Below are 18,405 nucleotides of genomic sequence, written 5' to 3'. Positions count from 1 at the left end.
GTCAACACAATATTAAACAATAATAAACAAAAAAGAAAATAAATGTTGAATAAAGTTCGATATTGTTTTATTATGTTTTCGAGAAGGGGATTTGAGTTTAAAGAAAGGGACAGAATTTTAATAGTAGATACACGAGGTAAGGAGGAAAACAAAATGCGTGTCATACTTGGTTCAGATTTAGATGGAATAAAATTAAAAGCAGAAATGAAACAATACTTATTGCAAGAAAAAGTTGAGGTAATCGATAAAAGTGAAAGTGCTTCGGAAGACTTTATAGAAGCAACGCTTGCTGTTGCTCATGAAGTTTTAAAGGATACTGAAAGTTTAGGAATCGTTTTTGATGGTTATGGGGCAGGTAGTTTTATGACTGCTGCTAAAATTAAAGGAATGATTGTCGCTGAATTGTCAGATGAGCGTTCTGCATATATGGCGCGAGAACACAACAATGCTCGGATGATCACGGTGGGCGCAAAAATTGTTGGAACGGAACTAGCCAAAAACATAATAAAAGAATTCTTAACAGGTCATTATGCAGGCGGGCGTCATCAAATACGTGTAGATATGTTAAATAAAATGGCTTAACAAATAATAGAAAGGAAGCGTTTTTATGAAAATTGCCATTGGTTGTGATCATATTGTGACAGATACCAAAATAGCAGTTTCTGATTTTTTGAAAGCAAAGGGATATGAAATTTTAGATGTAGGCACGTATGATTTTACTCGAACCCACTATCCTATTTTCGGAAAAAAAGTGGGAGAAGCCGTAATGAGCAATCAGGCTGATTTGGGTATATGTATTTGCGGAACAGGCGTTGGAATTAACAATGCGGTTAACAAAGTACCGGGTATCCGTTCTGCTTTAGTTCGCGATATGACCACAGCGTTGTATGCGAAAGAGGAATTGAACGCAAATGTTATTGGTTTCGGTGGGAAAATAACAGGAGAGTTCTTGATCTGTGATATCGCTGCTGCCTTTATTGAAGCACACTATCATCCAACAGAAGACAACGAACAACTAATTGAAAAAATTAATCAAGTTGAAAAACAACATCCAGAACAACAAGATGCGCACTTTTTCGATGAATTTTTAGATAAATGGCAACGAGGAGTCTATCACGATTAGTACGTAATCAATGAGGGTTATTTGAGAAAAGCGGTCTTAAATAATAATCATTGGTATTTGAGTTGAATTCCCCTTCATTAATTTTTATTGCTGTTTTAACGTAGCACTGTAAAGAGCATTATCAAGAAAAAGAAGTAACAAAGGAACAAATTGAAGGCTATACAGGTAACCATAAAAAGTACACGAGAAAAGAACTCGTGTACTTTTTATGGTTTCGCTGCTTGTTTTATTTTAGTAATTATTTTTCTATAAAAATAGTCCCAGAATTATTAAAATAATCCCGATAACTAAACTGCCGATGCCAGAAGCCATGCCATATTTTTTACTTAGATGTATATCAGTAGTATTTTTAGGAATCAAGTTTGAGAAAAAATAAAATTTTTTTACCAAGATTAGATATGCAACAAGTAAAAGTAATAATCCTAAGAGAAGATAACTAAGATTTTCAGCTAATAAATTTAGATGAGCTAATAACAATATCCCCAAAAAGAAGCCTACCAATCCATATTTCATCGTTTTTTCTTTTGCTGACATACAAATATCCCTACTTTACTTTTTAATTTATTAAGAGCATAAAACCATAGATTCGATATAAGTTCATTTTGTTGTATCCAAAAGAGCATGACCTGGAATGACCTATATAATTAGAAAATTGGAGTGATATATAGTTATTTTACCATAGCTTAAATGAGTTGATTAACTCCGAATAATGTACAACTATGTACACCTATTGTGGGTGGAATGTGTGTTGGGACTTTGCTAACCTAATAGTTGAAAAAATGAATCAATAAATTTAGAAAAGGGACTATTCAAACGTAAATTTTTTTGGAAATTGCTATATTATTTATTTTTTTAAGCGTAATCAACTAAATGTTTTTATGGATAAAGAAAGTCATTGTTCCTTGTCATCAAGCTACAACAGTCAAATTCATTAGAACTTTTTTAGTGAATGACTTTAATTTTAGAAAGGTACTGTTGTTAAACATTCATGCTATCAAAGGAGTGTGAGGCGAACGAAGCAAGTATTGTCATTTTATAAAAGTTGTATTATGAACTCTTAAAAAGAGGTGATTTAAAAAATTTGAAGTGGAAATGTCAAGAAAGGAGAGAGGAAATGACTTATTTAGTTCTGGTTAGTCATGGCGATTTTGCTAGAGGGTTAAAAAATTCATTAGGGATGTTTGCTGGCGATGAGTTAGAGACAGTCAGAGTGTTTGGCTTACAACCTGGTGAATCTACCGATAATTTTGGTAAGCGGTTTCTTTGTGAAGTTGAAAAATTACCGCAGGAAACGAGGCTAATCGTTTTGGCTGATATTGTAGGCGGGAGTCCACTTGCTACTATTTGTAAAGTATTAGATAAGCAAAAAATGCTAGAAAATTCTCTGATTGTTGGAGGAGTGAATTTTCCAATGGCTTTAAATGCGCTTCTATTGAAAGAAACTAGTGAATTATCTGATTTGAAAAAAATGATAGTAGCAGATGCTTGTCATGGCATTAGAGAGTTAACTGTAACTGAAGACGATGTAACTGAAAACGATATAACTGAAGAGGATATCTAAAGGAGAAGATGAACATGTCAATTTCTTTTGTTCGAATCGATGATCGAATGATTCATGGCTTAATTACTTTACGTTGGACTAAAGAAATGCCTTGTGATGGCATTATAGCTGTGAATGACAAAGCAGCAAGTAACCCTATTTTAAAGGAAGCATATAAAGCAGCTGCACAAGATAAAAAAACCTTTATTTGGACAATGGCGCATTTTTTTGATGTAAAGGATAAAGTATTAGCGTCTAAGTCAAAATACTTTTTGATTACAAAGAGCCCTTTGGATATGAAAAAAATTTTGGTAGATTGGCATTTTGTTCCAAGTGAAGTAAAAATGATTAATGTTGGACCGGGGAATGATCGCGAAGGGACAATTAAATTAGGGGATAACCAATCCTTTACAGCAGAAGAAGCAGCGGCTTTTGAAGAAATTGAAAAGGCTGGTTACAAAGTGGATTTTGCCTTGTTACCTGATCAACGAATTGGTTCTTGGGCGCATTTTAAAGCTAAATTTGGTTACTGATTCTAGAAGTTTTGAAAAGAGGAGAGTAGTATTATGACAATCAACTGGATACAAGCGGCTATTTTAGGCCTATTTGCTTGTCTGTGTTCAAATTCTTGTATGGCTGGACAAGCGGTGGGAAATTATACGATTGGGCGTCCTTTAGTCGGCGGATTAGTTTGTGGCATTATTTTAGGAGATTTAAAATTAGGAATCGCTTGTGGCGTAGCAATGCAATTAGTTTACATTGCTTTGGTCACACCTGGAGGCACAGTGTCTGCTGATGTGCGGGCAATTTCATATATCGGGATTCCTTTGGCGATGGTGGCGATTTCGACCAAAGGGTTAGATCCACTTGGCGGCTCTGCAGCCGACCTGGCTAAATCGGTCGGCACATTAGTTGGAACGATCGGAACGGTATTATTTTATTCTGTTGCCGCGTTAAATTTAGTTTGGCAATCGTTTGGTTGGAAAGATATAAAAAAAGGCAAGCTTGATCATTTATATGCCATTAATTTTGGTTGGCCGTGGATTTCTCATCTACTTTTTTCCTTTTTGCCAACCGTGATTTTAACCTATTTTGGGGCTACGGCTGTTACAGCAATGAGAGATGCATTACCTATGGATGGTCTTGCAATGAAAACGCTTTTTACTGTAGGTGGCATGCTTCCGTGTGTGGGAATTGCAATTTTGTTACGTCAAATTGTTAATAAAAACATTGATTTTGTACCTTTTTTTGTAGGGTTCACATTAGCTGCTTCATTAAAACTCAATTTAGTCTCAATAACGATTATTGCGCTTCTTTTTGCTGTAATTTTTTATAAAATTGCTTTGATTAAAAACAATACTAAGCTGGTTGATTCAACAGGAAGTCTGACGAATGATGACGAAGAGGAGGACATATGAGATGGAAGAGTTGAAAGCAAATAAATTAGATCAAAAAACGTTAAAGCATTCTTTTCATTTATGGTTTTGGGGAGCGTTAACTTGTTTTTCACAACAGCATATGCAAACGTTCGGCTATCTTTCTTCAATGCTTCCTATTATCAAAAAACTTTATCCAAAACATGAAGACCAAGTGAAAGCCATTCAAGCATATACAGCTTTTTTTAACACAAATCCAATGCTTGGAACGGTCATTGTTGGTGTGACTGCTAGTATGGAAGAGGCTAGAGCAAGTAAGAATGAAATTGATGGAGAAACCATTAATGATATGAGGGCAGGATTAATGGGACCAATTGCAGGGATTGGTGATTCATTAGTTGATGGTACCTTGATTCCTATCTTGTTAGGAATTTCCTTAGGAATGTCCACGGGCGGTTCGCCAATTGGTGCCATATTTTATATTATTGTTTGGACGTTAATTTCCTATTTTGGCCAACGCTTTTTGTATTTTAGAGGCTATCATTTTGGCGATAAAGCAGTAAGTTTCTTAGTTGGGAAAGAAGGAGCCGCCGTTAGAGTTGCTATCGGAGTTATTGGTAGTATGGTTGTCGGTGGGGTCCTTGCATCTTGGGTAAATGTAACTACTTCTTTTAAATTAATAGGTGCTGACGGAAAAGTTTTCCTTAAACTGCAAGATAAAATTGACAGTATTTATCCAGGATTATTAACGATACTTGTTACCTTGTTTTGTTGGTGGTTGATGTCGAAAAAACATGTTTCCGCTATTTGGACCATGCTTATTTTAGTTGTTATTTCTCTCGTTGGCGTTTTATTAGGTGTTTTCAATCCAGGATTAACTTACTGAATAATCACCAAAAAGGGCTCTAAGTGTTAGAGCAAACTGGCTTATATGTATATAAAAAGTTCTATGGAGGCATGTATGTTAAAATTATTATTAAGTGAAAAAATAAGTGAAAAAGCAATTAAGCTTTTAAAAGATGCAGGATTTTTAGTTAAAATTTCTCCTTCAACTGATGAAGAGGTCATGGAAAAAGAAATTAGAGACGTAGATGCGGTATTAGTCCGAACTACTCCTATAACTAAAAAGATAATGGATAGCGGAAAAAAGTTACAAATTATTGCACGACATGGCACAGGTATAGATAATATTGATGTTGTAGAAGCAACAAAAAAAGGTATTTTAGTAACAAATGTTGACGGGGTAAATGCGTATTCTGTGGCTGAATATGTTGTGGCTTCAATGCTGACCTTAAGTAGAAAGTTATATAAATCTAATCATTTATTTACGGAAGGGCGTCTATCAGTGAAAGGGTCATCCCTACCAGCATTGGCCAGTCGATATGATTTGAATGGCAGTGAAATTCGAGGAAAGAAGCTAGCTATACTTGGTCTTGGCAAAGTTGGAATTATTTTAGCTAGCTTAGCAGAAAAGATGGGTGTCCAAGTTGTTGCATATGATCCATATCTTACAAAATCGCCAGTACCGTTAATTCCTAATTTAACAGAAATTTATAAAACAGCAGACTTTATTTCAATCAATATGCCTCTTACTAGCCAAACTAAGAATATGATAACAAAAAAAGAACTTCAAAACATGAAAAAAAGTACATTTATTATTAACGCAGGTCGTGGTGGCATTATTAATGAACAAGATTTAGCTGATGCACTTAACGAAGAGCTTATTGCAGGAGCAGCAGTAGATGTTTTTTTGCCAGAACCTCCTGAAAAAAACAATCCACTACTTACAGCAAAAAATAGTTTATTGACTTGTCATATTGCTGGAACTACTATAGAGGCAATTGAATCATTAGGTATAGAGGCTGCAAACAGCATTATTGATTATTTTAATGGTCAAATGCCGAAATTTCCTGTAAACCCTGAAATCGCTAAGGAGTTACGTGCATAAAAACTAAGAAGCTCATTATGGCTATTTAGATTTTCTGATTAGTTTTCCAATGCTTTTACTATTCCAATTCTATTTTACTAGTTAGGCAAGATCTGCTAGATTTAGAAACGATACTTTAAAAAAATACTTTTTGGATTTTTAAAGTAATACAAAAGTTTGCTACAAGACTAATTATGATTTTAACTTCCGCTTACACGATAAGCTATGGCTGGATGTAGATATTAGTATGATCAATAATAAAATAGTCCAAGATGTCTTTCCTATCTAAAAATTAATTAGACTACTGGAAAAGCTGATAAATTGAATTATTGTTCTCTAAGACACAGAAAGAATCTTGTGATTAAAATAAAAATATATAAAATAGAAGAAATTTAGAGACTAGCTTCTATTTTATATATTTTTTTGTTTTAGAAATTTAGTTGGTTTATTAGAATTTTAGGAAAAATTTTACGAAAAGTGTCGCAAAAATGGCTCCTAAAAACGGTGCAGTTCCGGGAACAATCAACCCATATTGCCAATCATTATTGGTTTTATTTTTGATTGGTAAAAGTTGATAGGCGATACGAGGACCTAAATCACGTGCTTGATTCATTGCGAATCCTGTAGTACCACCTAGCCCCATGCCGATTGCCCAAACAAGCAAGCCAACAGCAATGGGTAGTTGTGTTTCGTAGGAATGTGCAATCGCTAAAATAGATGTTAAAAAAATGAATGTTGCAAAAGTTTCAACAAAATAGTTTCTTGGTAAATTTCGTTGGTTCGGATTTGTAGAAAAAATATTACGAATGGCGATTGGATCGACACTATCGGCGGATAGCTTGAAATGATCAGCATACATAATATAAACAATGACGGCGCCACAAATGCCGCCTAACATTTCAGCGATGACATAGGGAATGAAGTAAGACCATGGAATCATTCCTAAAATAGCTTGAGCGAGGGCCATTGCTGGATTAATACAGACTCCGCCAAAGACGAACAGAACAACAGAGATTCCAAAAGCCCAAGTAGTGATTGCAAACATGTGACCAGAACCAGCGTATTTTGTTCGTTTTAGGACATCGTCGCAGTGAACACCTACCCCAAATACGATCATTAATGCAGTTCCCATAAATTCTGATAAGATATGATGAAACATAAGATAAAGCTCCTTTAATCAATAGTTTTGTTATTTAATGTTTGGACGAGGCGATAGACTTCCTCAATTGTAAAATTATATTGTTTAGCAATTCGTTCACAATCTTGGTATTCAATAGACTCTTTCAATAGGCCATGATAATGATTTTTTTTAATATGGACCTTACCAAAAGGTGTTTCCAAGATTTTGAAAGAACGGTCCATCACACTACGTTCCATTGTTTGAAAACGCATACCAATTGTAGAAGTATGTTTAAAGAGTAGTTCTGTAAAATATTCTTTTTCCTCTGTTGTTGTTAAAACCGTTAATAGAATGGCGCTTCGGTTTTTTTTCATATGAATGGGCGTGAAAAAAACATCTAGAGCACCATGCTCCAATAATAGATCCATTACGTAACCTAACTGTTCAGGTGTTTGATTGTCTATATTTGTTTCAATTTTTAAAACTTGGTCATGGTGTTCTGTCCTCTTTTTTTTACTATGTGTTTCAGTAAAGATTGATCCTCTGAGGGCATTGAACTTGCCTGTTTCCCGTTTGCCAAATCCGTAACCTATTTTTTCAATTAATCGTTGTTCTGGTGCGACAAATAGAGGACTAAGTTCTTTAAAAATAGCTAAGCCAGTCGGTGTGACAAGTTCAGTTTTTATCTCAAAGTCTTGTTGAATGATTAAATTCGTTTCTTTACGTAATTCCATCACCGCGGGAACTGGTATTGGCATGACTCCATGGGCAATTGTGATAGTACCACTTCCATCTGTAATTGGCGTTGAATAGACTTGTTCAATCTCTAACTGTTCCCATAAGATAAAAAAGCCAACGATGTCAACAATTGAATCAATTGCTCCGACTTCATGAAAATGAATAGTGTCAATTGTTTGTTGATGAACAGCAGCTTCAGCTTTTGCAATGTCATAGAAAACATTTTTACTATGTTTTTTTACAAAATTGGACAAGTCGCTTTTTTCAATTAATGTATAAATATCTTTTAAATTTCTAGAATGATTATGATGATGTGCATGTTCTTTCGTTTCATGATGTTCATTTTCGTGATCAGGAGAGAGACTGTGTTTTATACCGTAATCCTTTTTTCCATGTTGTAGGAGAACATCGAAATCTGTTCCGTAAATACAACTTTTAGCAATTCGTTGGGCTTGAATGGTGAACCCATCGATGGGAAGTTTTTTTAATTCGATTAACAGTTTGTTTAAATCCCCGCCTAAGTCAAGCAACAATCCATTTAACATATCACCACTAAGACCAGAAAATGGTTCTAAAAATAAGCTTTTCATAGTGAAGACTCCTTTATTTGATTAATCATACTTGCATTATAAGCGGCACCAAACCCGTTATCTATGTTGACTACACTAACGCCAGAGGAACAACTATTTAGCATTCCTAAAAGAGCAGTCAGTCCTTGGAAATTGCTGCCGTAGCCTATGCTAGTAGGGACGGCAATCACTGGCACGCTAACTAGTCCGCCTAGCACGGACACCAGTGCGCCTTCCATACCTGCAATCACAATAACCGCCGAAGCCTGTTGAATCTCATCTAGGTGAGCGAACAAACGATGAATGCCAGAAACGCCTACATCATAGATACGTTTTATTTGATTCCCGAAAGTTTCTGCAGTGATTGCTGCTTCTTCAGCAACGGACATGTCTGACGTTCCAGCAGTAACTATCGCAATATAGTTTTTTGTTGTAGTCTCCATTTGGTTGATAACGAAACAACGTGCAAGTTCATAGTAGGTTCCATGAGGAAAGTTCGACTCTAAAGGCTGGGCTTTTTGTTGTGAAACGCGAGTAACTAGGATTGTATTATTTTCTTTTCTTAAGCTATTGATAATTTTGATGAGTTGCTCAATTGTTTTCCCTTCCCCATAAACGACTTCTGGATAACCAGTTCTTTCTTTACGCTGCGTATCAATTTTTGCAAAGTCTAATTCGCAAAAGCCATTTAATTTGTTTGTTGCTTCTTCTAAAGATAATTTTCCCTCTTTAAAAGCTCCTAAAATTTCTTTCGGTTGCATAATACAACGCTCCTTATTCCTGATTTCTCAAGGATCATTATTCTACAATGACAGACAAGCCATCTCGAATCACAGTCACTTTTGCATTTAGACCTTCTCTTTCAAATGCTCGCTCTAACGCTTCATCAAACGTTTTTGCTATTTCCATATGCATCGAAGTGATAAGCTCAGGATCAACAAGATCTGAAACAAAAATTATATGATGATGAACTAAAATTCGCGCTAAAATTTGCGAAGTCCATTGATCTGGCACGGTTTCTAATCGTGGTGTATGGATGGCTGCTTCTAAAAATTCGTTTGGATTTTTAACATTGGCAATATTTTCATAAAAACCTTCACCACCGTGACCATCACGACAACCAGCGACCATAATAATGACACCGCCGTCTTTATTGGTTGCTTCTGCAGCGGTCATCCCTTTAACTGCTTGATAAATGTTTTGATCAAGTGGAAATCCGCCATTCGTTGAAACCGCAATGTCGCAAGGTATTTTTTTGACACGGGCAATTTCTTTTACAAAGTTACAACCAACTTTATGCGCTTCAACCATATCGCCTGCAAAGGAACCAATAATTTTTTTGTCACCATCTAAAACGACATTAACAATAAAAGCTAGATTCGCTTTAGCGGCAGCGTAGACCATATCATTATGAATCGGATTATCCGTTAAATTTCCTGTCCGTGAGTTGGAGGAATCAATAAATTCTCCAGAATGGTTAGCCATGATGGTTTTATAAGAAGCAATTCCAGGTAAAACAGATTTACGTCCACCAGAAAATCCTGCAAAAAAGTGTGATTCAATAAACCCTTCGGCCAGCAGTAAATCTGCTTCTGCTGCAATGCGATTAATGATACAATCGCCCCCTGAAGGTAGTTGACCGATTTTGACCATTGAGGAATCATCAGTAGAGATATGCATAACGATTTCTTCATTCTCTACGATCTCTTTACCATATTTGCTAATCAGTTCTTCTCGTGTAGAAGGGCGATGAAAGCCTGTAGCAACTAAAATCCGGATTCTAGCTGTTTTGTTCACTGAACGAATTCTACGCAAAATAATTGGGGTGATAATATGTGAAGGAACGGGACGTGTGTGATCGGAACTAATGAGGACAATGTCTTTTTTACCCTTAGCTAATTCTTCTAATGGAAGGCTTCCAATAGGATTGTCCAGCGATTTTTCGACTGTTTCTTTCTCAGTATATGGATTTGAAAAATGTTCAGCTTTTGATTCGAGAAGCCCAATAAAATTTTTATCGGGAATTCTTGCAGTAATCATTTTCTTGTCATAAGGTAGGTTAATTTCTACCATAGCAATCATCTCCTAAGTAATATTTTACGAGACTAAGTATAATGAAATTTAGAAATCACACAGTCCTTATTGTGGGTAACATTTGCTAACAAAAGGTTGGTGAGAGTGTTTATAATAGTTAACGAATCAAACAGAAACTTAGTCAAAGGAGTGACAATTATGGAGTCAGATTATCTTACAGCTTTCTTAGATAGAAAGAAGACGCCGATTATCAAAAAAAAACGCCATACTTATCTCGCTTATCATGGATTGGAGGAAGCGTACACCTATGTATTAAAGAAAGGGGTCGTTAAGACGAGTATTATTTTAAAGGATGGACGAGAATTTAATCTGTCGTATATTGTGTCTCCTGACATTATTTCATTGTTACGTGATGAAGTATCAAATTATACATCTGCTCCTTTTAATATCCGCATTGAGTCGGAAGAGGCTAGCTTTTATCGGATACCAAGGACTGTATTTTGGGAATATGTTAGAGAAGATGCTGTTCTTCAAGATTATGTACGGGATTACTACCGAGCAAAATTATCGGAGAGTATTAGTTCCTTACAGAATATGACAATGAATGGTAAGAAAGGGGCTGTTTGTACTTTTATTTACCAATTAATTGATTTGTTTGGTGTACAGACAGAGGAAGGAATATTAATTGATTTTCAAGTAACTAATGAGGATATTGCGGGGTTTTGCGGGATTTCAACGAGAAATAGCGTAAACCGAATTATCCATGATTTAAAAGAGGAAAAAGTCATCGATATCAAAAAACAAAAAATTGTGATTTACGATCAAAGTTATTTAGCTGATTATATTGATCGATAAGATAGGAGTCTGACGAACATGCATATTCCAGAAAATTATTTAAGCCCACAAACTTGCGCAGTGATGGGCGCGATTATGGTACCTGTCTGGTACCGCGCTGTAAAAAAAGTTGACGTTCAAATTAAATTAAAAAAAGATACAGGGACCATGTTAGGGATTTCCTCCTCCTTGTCATTTTTAATAATGATGTTTAATTTGCCAGTACCTGGTGGAACAACTGCGCACGCTGTTGGGGCTGTTCTCATCGCATTATTGATGGGACCTTGGGCCGCGACGCTGTCTGTTTCGGTGGCTTTACTATTACAGGCTTGTTTATTTGGTGATGGTGGTATATTAGCTTTTGGTGCAAACGCCTTTTCTATGGCGTTTGTGATGCCATTCGTGGGATATGGAGTTTATAAGCTAGTTACGCGTGTAAAAAAATTTGAAACAATGGGTCTTTTCTTAGCTGGGTATCTTGGTGTAAATGTTGCGGCATTTTCTACTTCTGTATTATTAGGTATCCAACCCTTACTATTCCATGAAGCGAATGGTACGCCACTTTATAGCCCATATGGTCTTTCTATAACTATACCAGCAATGATGAGTGTCCATCTGTTAGTAATAGGAATTGTTGAAGGTCTCTTCACCGTGTGTGTCTATAATTTTGTAAAAAGTGTGTCAAAAGATGCAATTTTTATCGAAGAAAAGAAGAAAAGGACTCCGTTGTTGCGATTAAAGAGACTGTTATTGGTTATGGTAATTTTATGTCCATTAGGTTTGATTGATCATGCCACCGCTTGGGGTGAATGGGATTTATCTGAATTAGTCAAGAATTTAAAACAGAATCATTTGCCTGCGGTACAACCAAAAGGTATGGTGAATGGTTTTTCATTTCATGCACTTTTCAGTGATTACTTTATTCCAGGACTGCCATTAGCACTCGGGTATATTTTAAGTGGCGTAACAGCCATAATCGTTTTTTTACTCATTTTTCGTTTATTTAATGGAAGAAGGCAAAGTTGATGCCTGAATGGATGAAAGAATCTTCCACGTCCTTTGAACCTAATAAAAAAGAAACCTTTATGCTTAAAAATCGAAAAGGAATCCTTTTTTTATTAAATAAATTTCAGGTGAGTGGGAAACGCAATAAGACTATTCTCAGTGATATACACCCAGCAATTCAACTGATCAGTACTTTTTTACTAATTGTTTTAATCAGCACAACACAAAAGGTTCTTGTTTTGTGGCTCTTAGGCATCTACCTAGGCATGTTACTTTTAGTTGAAAAACCAACTATTCTACGAAACATTGTCAAAAAAGCTAGTATCCTCATTTTGATGCCGCTGATTATCTATTTACCGATCTTTTTTTAGGTCAATTTAGTTTATTATTTATTGTTCATTTGTTTTTTTTAGCCATAGCGATTAGTCAATATATGGAAACAACCAACATGAATCAATTTATAGCAGCATTAAAAATCTTTCATTTTCCGAATATAATACTTTTACAATTAGATATTACGATTAAATATATCTTTTTCTTTGGAAATCTCTTAATCCAACTGCTTGCCGCTGTAGAAGCTAGAGCAGTTGGTGGGAATATCCAGTTGAGTACGGGTAGTAATTTAATCAGTCTTATTTCTTTAAAATCTTTTACGTATGGGAAAAAGTTGGACATGGTGATGGAAGCAAGAGGATATACTGGTCAATATTATCGAGTAAAGCAACCATTAAAAACGAAAGATTTTTTGGTTAGTATTGTCTATCTTTTATTTTTCGGGGGGTTGCTTTATTTAGGGAGGAACTAATATGTATCGAGTAAATCATTTGGTTTATCGCTATCAAACGAAGCCTGTTTTTTCGCCTTGTAATTTGGAAATAGCCAGAGGAGAATATCTGGTTTTGATGGGAGATAACGGCAGTGGAAAATCCACTTTTTTAAATTTGCTCGCAGGTTTTTTAAAACCTTCCGAGGGAACGATTTATTTTATGGAACAATCATTAACGGCCTGGAAAAAAGACCCTATTCATAAAAAGAAGTATTATGCTCATTTGGGTATATTATTTCAAGAGACGGACACACAATTATTTAATGCAACAGTTTATGACGAATTGGCATTTGGCCCTAGACAGCTCCAACTATCCGAGCATGAAACAGCAAAAAGAATTAATGATTGTTTGAATTTATTAAAAATTACCCATTTAAGCAATCAAGTACCTTATCAATTATCGGGAGGAGAAAAGAAAAAAGTGGCTTTTGCTAGTCTGTTAGTAATGAATCCAGACGTGTATTTATTAGATGAGCCGTTTGCTGGGTTGACAAAAGAATCGGAAAAATTATTTAAAAAGATAATAAAAAATCTGCATCAACTTGGTAAAACAATTATCCTTTCCACCCATGACTATTTGAGTATTTGCGAGGAAGCTGATTCCATTTTATTGTTTGATTCGGCTGTTACAAGGTACTCAAAAGAAGAGATAGAAGCCAATGCTAACTTGTTACAACATTTAAAACGGTATTAAGTGTACAAATATTGACAATAATTGATACTATGAATCGTGATTTTTTCTAATGTGGAGATGTCTATAATTAATTATGTAAAAGAAAATCAATAGGAGATGGTTTAAATGTCTGTCATGAAAACGAAAGAACAAAATTTAGTTCGCGAATTACAAAAAATGGATAAGTTGGCTGTTGCATATTCAGGTGGAATTGATAGCTCTTACTTGCTAAAAAAAGCTTTGGACACTTTAGGTGCTGAAAATGTACTTGCGGTTGTTGTAAATTCAGAATTATTTTCTGATGATGAGTTTGATAAAGCGGTTGATTTAGCTAATGGGTTGGGAGCAAATGTGTTAGGCCTTGAAATGAGCGAATTAGCGGATGATAGAATTGTTGCAAATAACCCTAATAGCTGGTTCTACAGTAAAAAATTATTATATAAAACTATTCGTTCGGCTATTCAGAAAGAGGGATTTGATGTTCTGGCCGATGGGATGATTATGGATGATAATACTGACTTTCGTCCTGGATTAAGAGCAAGAGATCAAGAAGGGGTCATCAGTCCGCTACAACAAGCTAAATTATATAAAATTGAAATACGTCAACTTGCTAAAGACGCAGGTATTTCCAATTGGAGTAAAGTTGCCTCATGTAGCATTGCTTCAAGAATTCCTTATGGCATTAAGTTAACACGCTCAGCTATTGATCAAGTATTTGCTAGTGAAAAATATTTACGGGAAATAGGTTTTCCAATTGTCCGTGTCAGAGCACATCATGATTTAGCACGGATTGAAATTCCAGAAGACAAACTTTCTCTGTTATTAGAAAACAGAGAAAAAATTGCAGATTATCTTAAAAAACAAGGATTTAATTATGTAACTTTTGACTTAGAAGGATTTAAATCTGGCCGAATGAATGATATCCTCACAGAAAATGAAAAAAAAGTTTTTTGTGAATGTTAGACAGATAAGTTTATAAAATTGAGTCGGTGTAACGGAGTCAGGACAGGGGTATTCCGTTACAAAAACCAAGTTTTCTGCTCGATTAGGTCGGTTGTTTTCATTGATTACTCTGCCAGTAGTTTATTAACTTTTAAGCCTAGGAAAAATTCCCTTTGGATTTTTCCTAGGCTTTTTGTCTATTTAATCATTTGATATTTGCTAAAAAGAAATTAGCTGTAGAATTTTTTAAGATTACCAGTGATTGTTCAATTTGAGGAAAATAAATGGATTGTTTGGACTGGTTGATTAGTCGATTATTTTTGGGATTCGTGAGTGAAAGTATTTGCTGTGAATAGTTAAATAACTCAGTGTTTAGTGTGTCCGGCCTAACTGGCGTTAATTTTTTTAAGTAGTATTGTGTTTTCATAAGTTCTAAAAGAAGCTCTTCCATAGCAGTTTGCATTTCCAACAGTTGATCATTTAGTTGTTTTTGTTGCATTAAGCTTTCAGCAGAGGCATCGTTACTATAAATAGGAGATTCAAGAACAATTTCTTGAATAGAATAGTTTACTCTACGTTGTACTCGATAAGCTAGTACCCAAGCATCACTTGGTAACGTGGTCTCTTCATTGATTAACGCTAGCAAAATAGAGCTGATCGTTTTTGACCAACTATTGATATTTTTACGTAATACTTGACTATGCCATGTTGGGAAAATAAAAAACATAACAAAAGCAATCAGCGCACCAATAATTACATCAAAAACTCTTGTATAGCCTGCAGAACTACCACCTAATGTGAAAGTTAACCAAGTGGTCACACTTAGCATTAGAAATGCTTGACTTAATTTACGGACGGTTTCATACAATATAACTAGCAAACAAGACAATAGCATTGTCCATAAAGGATTTAGGTTTGTTAAGTTAGCAATTAATTGAGACAAAAAGATGCCTAAACAACCACCTAAAATAGAACCAATAGTTCTTGAAGTGATTTTGCCGAGTGTACCATGATAACCTGGCATAACCATCAAACAACCAGAAATAACTACCCAGAATTCGTGATTAGCTAAAGGCAAAGGGTACATGTAATTAAGTATAAGCGAACAAAAATGACACACTAAACCTGTTAAAGCTAAACGAATTGCGAATCTAGCAGAGCTGCCTTTGTAAGAATGAAGGATCTCTTTGGCTTCTGCAAGTCCTTCTTTTGTGGGTAAGAAAGATTTAAATGAGATTTTTTTAGAGGTTTGTTTGTTTTGTATCAAAAGGATTGCTGATTTTATTTCGGTGTTTGCTGAAGCAAATTCTTGAAGAGGCAGGGTTAATTGTTCTCCTTTTAAAAAGAGTAGAATTGCTTTTAAAGCAGGAAGATTTTCAGCTGCATTGGTTGAATCTAACGAGCCTGCAATTGCATCTGCTTGTGAAACCAAGGGATAAATCCATGGTGTTTTTTGATGATTGACCCATGGCATCGTTTCAACAGATTCGCGTACTTTTATTCTGAAATGGACATAGCGTGCGGGTTTTCCTTGTGCTAATAAATATAATTGTTCATATAAATCGGCTACTAATTTTCGTGCTTCATTATTTTGCGGCTTAGAATAAAGACAATAGAACAAACAAAGGATGGACATACCTAAAATTATTGCACCCAGACCTTCAAAAGTTTGACCAATAGACAAATTGCCTTTTAATTGCGCACCAGCTAGTAAAGAAATGGTCCCAAAGAGACATCGAATATACAGACCAATACTAAAGTTTCTTACAATCCCTGAAAAATACAAACCAAGGACGAATAATAAAATAATGAATATACTTGACGACTGTAAAAGTATCCCCAGACTGGCACCAAGAAAAATCATTAAAATACCATCTATGGCACTTCTTTGTGGAGAGCCATGTCGTGGCAAGACACAAATTACAGTGCCCAAAAAGCTACCAACATTTACTAAAACAAAAGCGAAAGGAAAGACTATTGTTAGAACAGCACCAACAGCATTTGCAATAATGATACTAAGAACAAGAGCAAACCAGTTCTGTCTTGTATCAAAAGTTAGTATAGGACGACTATACGCCCAAGACGATTCTAAGAAGACCTCAAAAAATTTTTTGATAGATAATTTCACAAAACATTCCTTCTTTAAAAATTTATTAAAAGCTAAAAAATTATTCCTCTGCTAGTATACACCTCTAAAATTTTTTTTCAAATTTGCTCTTTTTAAGAAAACTCACAATCATAAGCCAACATTAAGTTTAGCCATATATTTTTGTTGAATAAATTCTGTAAGCTCATGCCAACTTTCTTCATTTTCAATGGAATCTAAGTAGAAAATATCTTGATTAGAAGTAGCTTTTTCGAAGGAATCTGTGATGATGATATCCGCATTTGTGAAGTCTTCGGTAATAGAGATTGCGTTTGTATTATATAAGGAGGATAACCGTGTTTTAATAAAATAACTTGCATAAAAATCTTTGATAATTTGTAAATAGATTCTCACTTGTACTTTTTTTTCGGACACAGACAATGTGTAAAGCAGTTGACTGAGTAACTCTAAATGCGTTTCTTGGTGAACTAATTTTGCCACCGTTCGTTTTATTCGATTAAAGTATGCCACATCTGACGGAGTACAAATTTCTGGCTGCGGTAAATAAAGTGTTAAAAAAGTATAATAATTGCCCTCCGTTAAAAAGTACCAAGCATTAAAAATAGAAAGGTAGTAAACGTATTGATAATCATGCTGATTTGTCAGTAAGTAGGCTACTTGCTTAAATAATTTTTTTGATAAGACACAATAAGGATGGTTAGATTCTATAAATAATTTTTCTATTTGTTTCGTTTGCTTTTCCGAAAAGATATAAGGAATAAAAATGCGAGATAAAAAATTAAAGTATAAAATTTCAGTTTTTCTTGTTTCGCATTGAATGTCAGCGAAAGAGTGTTCAAGAAAAAATAAAGTCACATGACTGTATTGATTGATCAGAATAAAAAAAGAATGCAGGTTTTTAGAGTGCGGCATCTTTAAGAAGTTTTGTGCACTTGTTCTAGTTTTAAATATCGCATATAAAATATAAAACGCTCTTTTCTTCATTCGGACATTTTTATAGGATCGTTCAAGAAGTTCATCGGGTAGACTTTTTTTTATTTCTTCAAGACTTATTTTAGAAAAAGGCCAAGCCAATTCTTGAAAGGAATCTTGTAGGAAAATGAAAGAAAACACTCGAATCGATAATTCATTGCCAGTTAATTGATAAATACCCTTAATACTAACGATTACTATATCAAAAATTTTAAAAAAGTTATTCAGTTGTTTCGTGATTTTTACCAGATAATGTTCAGAAATATATAAAACTTTAATTAATTCGTTTTTATCAATGGAAGAATGTGTGACCAATTGTACGCAATAATTAAATTGTACATTGTTTTTTAAAAGATTGAGTTTTAACGTGTAGGCGTATTCGACCGCGCTTTTTCGGTACGCTGGATTTACACAAACAATACCATTATTGTTAGAGACAATAAAATGTTGGATTTGATAAGTATCCTCGAATTCTTGATTTATTTTTATCAGATTTTCCTTGACCGTTCTTTTTGAAATTTTTAAATTGGAAGAAATTTCATTTAATGACGTATGAGCTCGCTTCACTATATAAAATAAAATTTCTAGCTCATTCGTTAGGTAGGATGGAAACATGTTA

General features: G+C 34.8%; 20 protein-coding genes. 13 read left to right on the top strand and 7 right to left on the bottom strand.

Annotation, left to right across the window (positions count from 1 at the left end; translation table 11 throughout):
- The first annotated feature begins 153 nt into the window (after positions 1 to 153).
- On the top strand, positions 154 to 582 hold the full coding sequence (gene lacA, locus IGJ41_RS08250; protein ID WP_002357188.1) for a galactose-6-phosphate isomerase subunit LacA: 429 nt from the start codon (positions 154 to 156) through the stop codon (positions 580 to 582).
- A 25-nt stretch (positions 583 to 607) separates the two neighbouring features.
- Complete coding sequence (lacB, locus tag IGJ41_RS08245; protein ID WP_002374591.1) at positions 608 to 1,123, top strand: galactose-6-phosphate isomerase subunit LacB; 516 nt, start codon at positions 608 to 610, stop codon at positions 1,121 to 1,123.
- Positions 1,124 to 1,369: 246 nt separating this feature from the next.
- Here the strand turns inward: lacB and IGJ41_RS08240 are convergent, their stop codons facing one another.
- A complete protein-coding gene (locus IGJ41_RS08240; protein WP_153853940.1) occupies positions 1,370 to 1,657 on the bottom strand; it encodes a hypothetical protein in 288 nt (95 codons plus the stop codon).
- Between the two features lie 580 nt (positions 1,658 to 2,237).
- Between IGJ41_RS08240 and IGJ41_RS08235 the strand changes: the two genes are divergently transcribed.
- The 5 genes from IGJ41_RS08235 to IGJ41_RS08215 all read left to right on the top strand — a co-directional run bounded on the left by IGJ41_RS08235 (position 2,238) and on the right by IGJ41_RS08215 (position 5,987).
- On the top strand, positions 2,238 to 2,684 hold the full coding sequence (locus IGJ41_RS08235; RefSeq protein WP_153853941.1) for a PTS sugar transporter subunit IIA: 447 nt from the start codon (positions 2,238 to 2,240) through the stop codon (positions 2,682 to 2,684).
- Between the two features lie 14 nt (positions 2,685 to 2,698).
- Complete coding sequence (locus IGJ41_RS08230) at positions 2,699 to 3,196, top strand: PTS system mannose/fructose/N-acetylgalactosamine-transporter subunit IIB (protein WP_002357192.1); 498 nt, start codon at positions 2,699 to 2,701, stop codon at positions 3,194 to 3,196.
- Positions 3,197 to 3,229: 33 nt separating this feature from the next.
- Complete coding sequence (locus IGJ41_RS08225; RefSeq protein ID WP_002357194.1) at positions 3,230 to 4,081, top strand: PTS mannose/fructose/sorbose/N-acetylgalactosamine transporter subunit IIC; 852 nt, start codon at positions 3,230 to 3,232, stop codon at positions 4,079 to 4,081.
- Positions 4,056 to 4,925: a PTS system mannose/fructose/sorbose family transporter subunit IID gene (locus IGJ41_RS08220; RefSeq protein ID WP_002419912.1), complete on the top strand. Its 870-nt coding sequence runs from the start codon at positions 4,056 to 4,058 to the stop codon at positions 4,923 to 4,925. The genes IGJ41_RS08225 and IGJ41_RS08220 overlap by 26 nt, the downstream gene beginning before the upstream one ends.
- A gap of 75 nt (positions 4,926 to 5,000) precedes the next feature.
- On the top strand, positions 5,001 to 5,987 hold the full coding sequence (locus tag IGJ41_RS08215) for a hydroxyacid dehydrogenase (protein WP_224798938.1): 987 nt from the start codon (positions 5,001 to 5,003) through the stop codon (positions 5,985 to 5,987).
- Positions 5,988 to 6,414: 427 nt separating this feature from the next.
- On the opposite strand, the gene larD is transcribed toward IGJ41_RS08215, so the two are convergent.
- The 4 genes from larD to larA are packed head-to-tail and all read right to left on the bottom strand — an operon-like array spanning position 6,415 to position 10,466.
- On the bottom strand, positions 6,415 to 7,125 hold the full coding sequence (gene larD / locus IGJ41_RS08210; RefSeq protein WP_002357197.1) for a D/L-lactic acid transporter LarD: 711 nt from the start codon (positions 7,123 to 7,125) through the stop codon (positions 6,415 to 6,417).
- A 14-nt stretch (positions 7,126 to 7,139) separates the two neighbouring features.
- Positions 7,140 to 8,414 (bottom strand): nickel pincer cofactor biosynthesis protein LarC, encoded by a 1,275-nt coding sequence (gene larC / locus IGJ41_RS08205; protein WP_002394542.1) that lies wholly within the window; start codon positions 8,412 to 8,414, stop codon positions 7,140 to 7,142.
- Positions 8,411 to 9,154, bottom strand: coding sequence for a nickel pincer cofactor biosynthesis protein LarB (gene larB / locus IGJ41_RS08200; RefSeq protein WP_002362000.1), 744 nt, complete (start codon positions 9,152 to 9,154; stop codon positions 8,411 to 8,413). Before larB ends, larC begins: the two co-directional genes overlap by 4 nt.
- A gap of 37 nt (positions 9,155 to 9,191) precedes the next feature.
- Positions 9,192 to 10,466, bottom strand: coding sequence for a nickel-dependent lactate racemase (gene larA, locus IGJ41_RS08195; RefSeq protein ID WP_002357200.1), 1,275 nt, complete (start codon positions 10,464 to 10,466; stop codon positions 9,192 to 9,194).
- A gap of 159 nt (positions 10,467 to 10,625) precedes the next feature.
- Between larA and IGJ41_RS08190 the strand changes: the two genes are divergently transcribed.
- From IGJ41_RS08190 to larE, 6 genes are all read left to right on the top strand, one after another.
- Positions 10,626 to 11,282, top strand: a complete 657-nt coding sequence (locus IGJ41_RS08190; RefSeq protein WP_002361998.1) for a Crp/Fnr family transcriptional regulator — start codon at positions 10,626 to 10,628, stop codon at positions 11,280 to 11,282.
- An 18-nt stretch (positions 11,283 to 11,300) separates the two neighbouring features.
- Positions 11,301 to 12,287 carry a cobalt transporter CbiM gene (gene cbiM, locus IGJ41_RS08185; RefSeq protein ID WP_002374603.1) on the top strand — a complete coding sequence of 329 codons (987 nt, stop codon included), beginning with the start codon at positions 11,301 to 11,303 and terminating at the stop codon, positions 12,285 to 12,287.
- Positions 12,287 to 12,637, top strand: coding sequence for a hypothetical protein (locus IGJ41_RS08180; RefSeq protein WP_438714223.1), 351 nt, complete (start codon positions 12,287 to 12,289; stop codon positions 12,635 to 12,637). Before cbiM ends, IGJ41_RS08180 begins: the two co-directional genes overlap by 1 nt.
- 62 nt (positions 12,638 to 12,699) lie before the next feature.
- Positions 12,700 to 13,071 (top strand): CbiQ family ECF transporter T component, encoded by a 372-nt coding sequence (locus tag IGJ41_RS08175; protein WP_438714221.1) that lies wholly within the window; start codon positions 12,700 to 12,702, stop codon positions 13,069 to 13,071.
- 1 nt (position 13,072) lies between these two features.
- Positions 13,073 to 13,786 (top strand): ABC transporter ATP-binding protein, encoded by a 714-nt coding sequence (locus IGJ41_RS08170; RefSeq protein WP_002361995.1) that lies wholly within the window; start codon positions 13,073 to 13,075, stop codon positions 13,784 to 13,786.
- Between the two features lie 105 nt (positions 13,787 to 13,891).
- Complete coding sequence (gene larE, locus IGJ41_RS08165) at positions 13,892 to 14,728, top strand: ATP-dependent sacrificial sulfur transferase LarE (RefSeq protein ID WP_438714219.1); 837 nt, start codon at positions 13,892 to 13,894, stop codon at positions 14,726 to 14,728.
- A 184-nt stretch (positions 14,729 to 14,912) separates the two neighbouring features.
- Here the strand turns inward: larE and IGJ41_RS08160 are convergent, their stop codons facing one another.
- Complete coding sequence (locus IGJ41_RS08160) at positions 14,913 to 16,835, bottom strand: FUSC family protein (RefSeq protein ID WP_438714217.1); 1,923 nt, start codon at positions 16,833 to 16,835, stop codon at positions 14,913 to 14,915.
- Positions 16,836 to 16,943: 108 nt separating this feature from the next.
- Positions 16,944 to 18,401, bottom strand: a complete 1,458-nt coding sequence (locus IGJ41_RS08155) for a helix-turn-helix domain-containing protein (RefSeq protein ID WP_010710266.1) — start codon at positions 18,399 to 18,401, stop codon at positions 16,944 to 16,946.
- Between the last annotated feature and the right edge of the window lie 4 nt (positions 18,402 to 18,405).

Source organism: Enterococcus sp. DIV1537a, assembly GCF_051712085.1.
Taxonomy (GTDB): domain Bacteria; phylum Bacillota; class Bacilli; order Lactobacillales; family Enterococcaceae; genus Enterococcus; species Enterococcus faecalis.
Note: the sequence above shows the minus strand (reverse complement) of the source record. Positions and strands in the feature narration are given on the sequence as shown.

Bases quoted from the DNA above. Each gene is read 5' to 3' on its own strand.
- larA (WP_002357200.1), bottom strand. From the start codon at position 10,466: ATGGTAGAAATTAACCTACCTTATGACAAGAAAATGATTACTGCAAGA.
- cbiM (WP_002374603.1), top strand. From the start codon at position 11,301: ATGCATATTCCAGAAAATTATTTAAGCCCACAAACTTGCGCAGTGATG.
- IGJ41_RS08240 (WP_153853940.1), bottom strand. From the start codon at position 1,657: ATGTCAGCAAAAGAAAAAACGATGAAATATGGATTGGTAGGCTTCTTT.
- IGJ41_RS08215 (WP_224798938.1), top strand. From the start codon at position 5,001: ATGTTAAAATTATTATTAAGTGAAAAAATAAGTGAAAAAGCAATTAAG.
- lacB (WP_002374591.1), top strand. From the start codon at position 608: ATGAAAATTGCCATTGGTTGTGATCATATTGTGACAGATACCAAAATA.
- IGJ41_RS08225 (WP_002357194.1), top strand. From the start codon at position 3,230: ATGACAATCAACTGGATACAAGCGGCTATTTTAGGCCTATTTGCTTGT.
- larD (WP_002357197.1), bottom strand. From the start codon at position 7,125: ATGTTTCATCATATCTTATCAGAATTTATGGGAACTGCATTAATGATC.
- IGJ41_RS08235 (WP_153853941.1), top strand. From the start codon at position 2,238: ATGACTTATTTAGTTCTGGTTAGTCATGGCGATTTTGCTAGAGGGTTA.
- IGJ41_RS08230 (WP_002357192.1), top strand. From the start codon at position 2,699: ATGTCAATTTCTTTTGTTCGAATCGATGATCGAATGATTCATGGCTTA.
- larE (WP_438714219.1), top strand. From the start codon at position 13,892: ATGTCTGTCATGAAAACGAAAGAACAAAATTTAGTTCGCGAATTACAA.
- larC (WP_002394542.1), bottom strand. From the start codon at position 8,414: ATGAAAAGCTTATTTTTAGAACCATTTTCTGGTCTTAGTGGTGATATG.
- IGJ41_RS08155 (WP_010710266.1), bottom strand. From the start codon at position 18,401: ATGTTTCCATCCTACCTAACGAATGAGCTAGAAATTTTATTTTATATA.
- IGJ41_RS08220 (WP_002419912.1), top strand. From the start codon at position 4,056: ATGATGACGAAGAGGAGGACATATGAGATGGAAGAGTTGAAAGCAAAT.
- IGJ41_RS08190 (WP_002361998.1), top strand. From the start codon at position 10,626: ATGGAGTCAGATTATCTTACAGCTTTCTTAGATAGAAAGAAGACGCCG.
- IGJ41_RS08170 (WP_002361995.1), top strand. From the start codon at position 13,073: ATGTATCGAGTAAATCATTTGGTTTATCGCTATCAAACGAAGCCTGTT.
- lacA (WP_002357188.1), top strand. From the start codon at position 154: ATGCGTGTCATACTTGGTTCAGATTTAGATGGAATAAAATTAAAAGCA.
- IGJ41_RS08180 (WP_438714223.1), top strand. From the start codon at position 12,287: ATGCCTGAATGGATGAAAGAATCTTCCACGTCCTTTGAACCTAATAAA.
- IGJ41_RS08175 (WP_438714221.1), top strand. From the start codon at position 12,700: ATGGAAACAACCAACATGAATCAATTTATAGCAGCATTAAAAATCTTT.
- larB (WP_002362000.1), bottom strand. From the start codon at position 9,154: ATGCAACCGAAAGAAATTTTAGGAGCTTTTAAAGAGGGAAAATTATCT.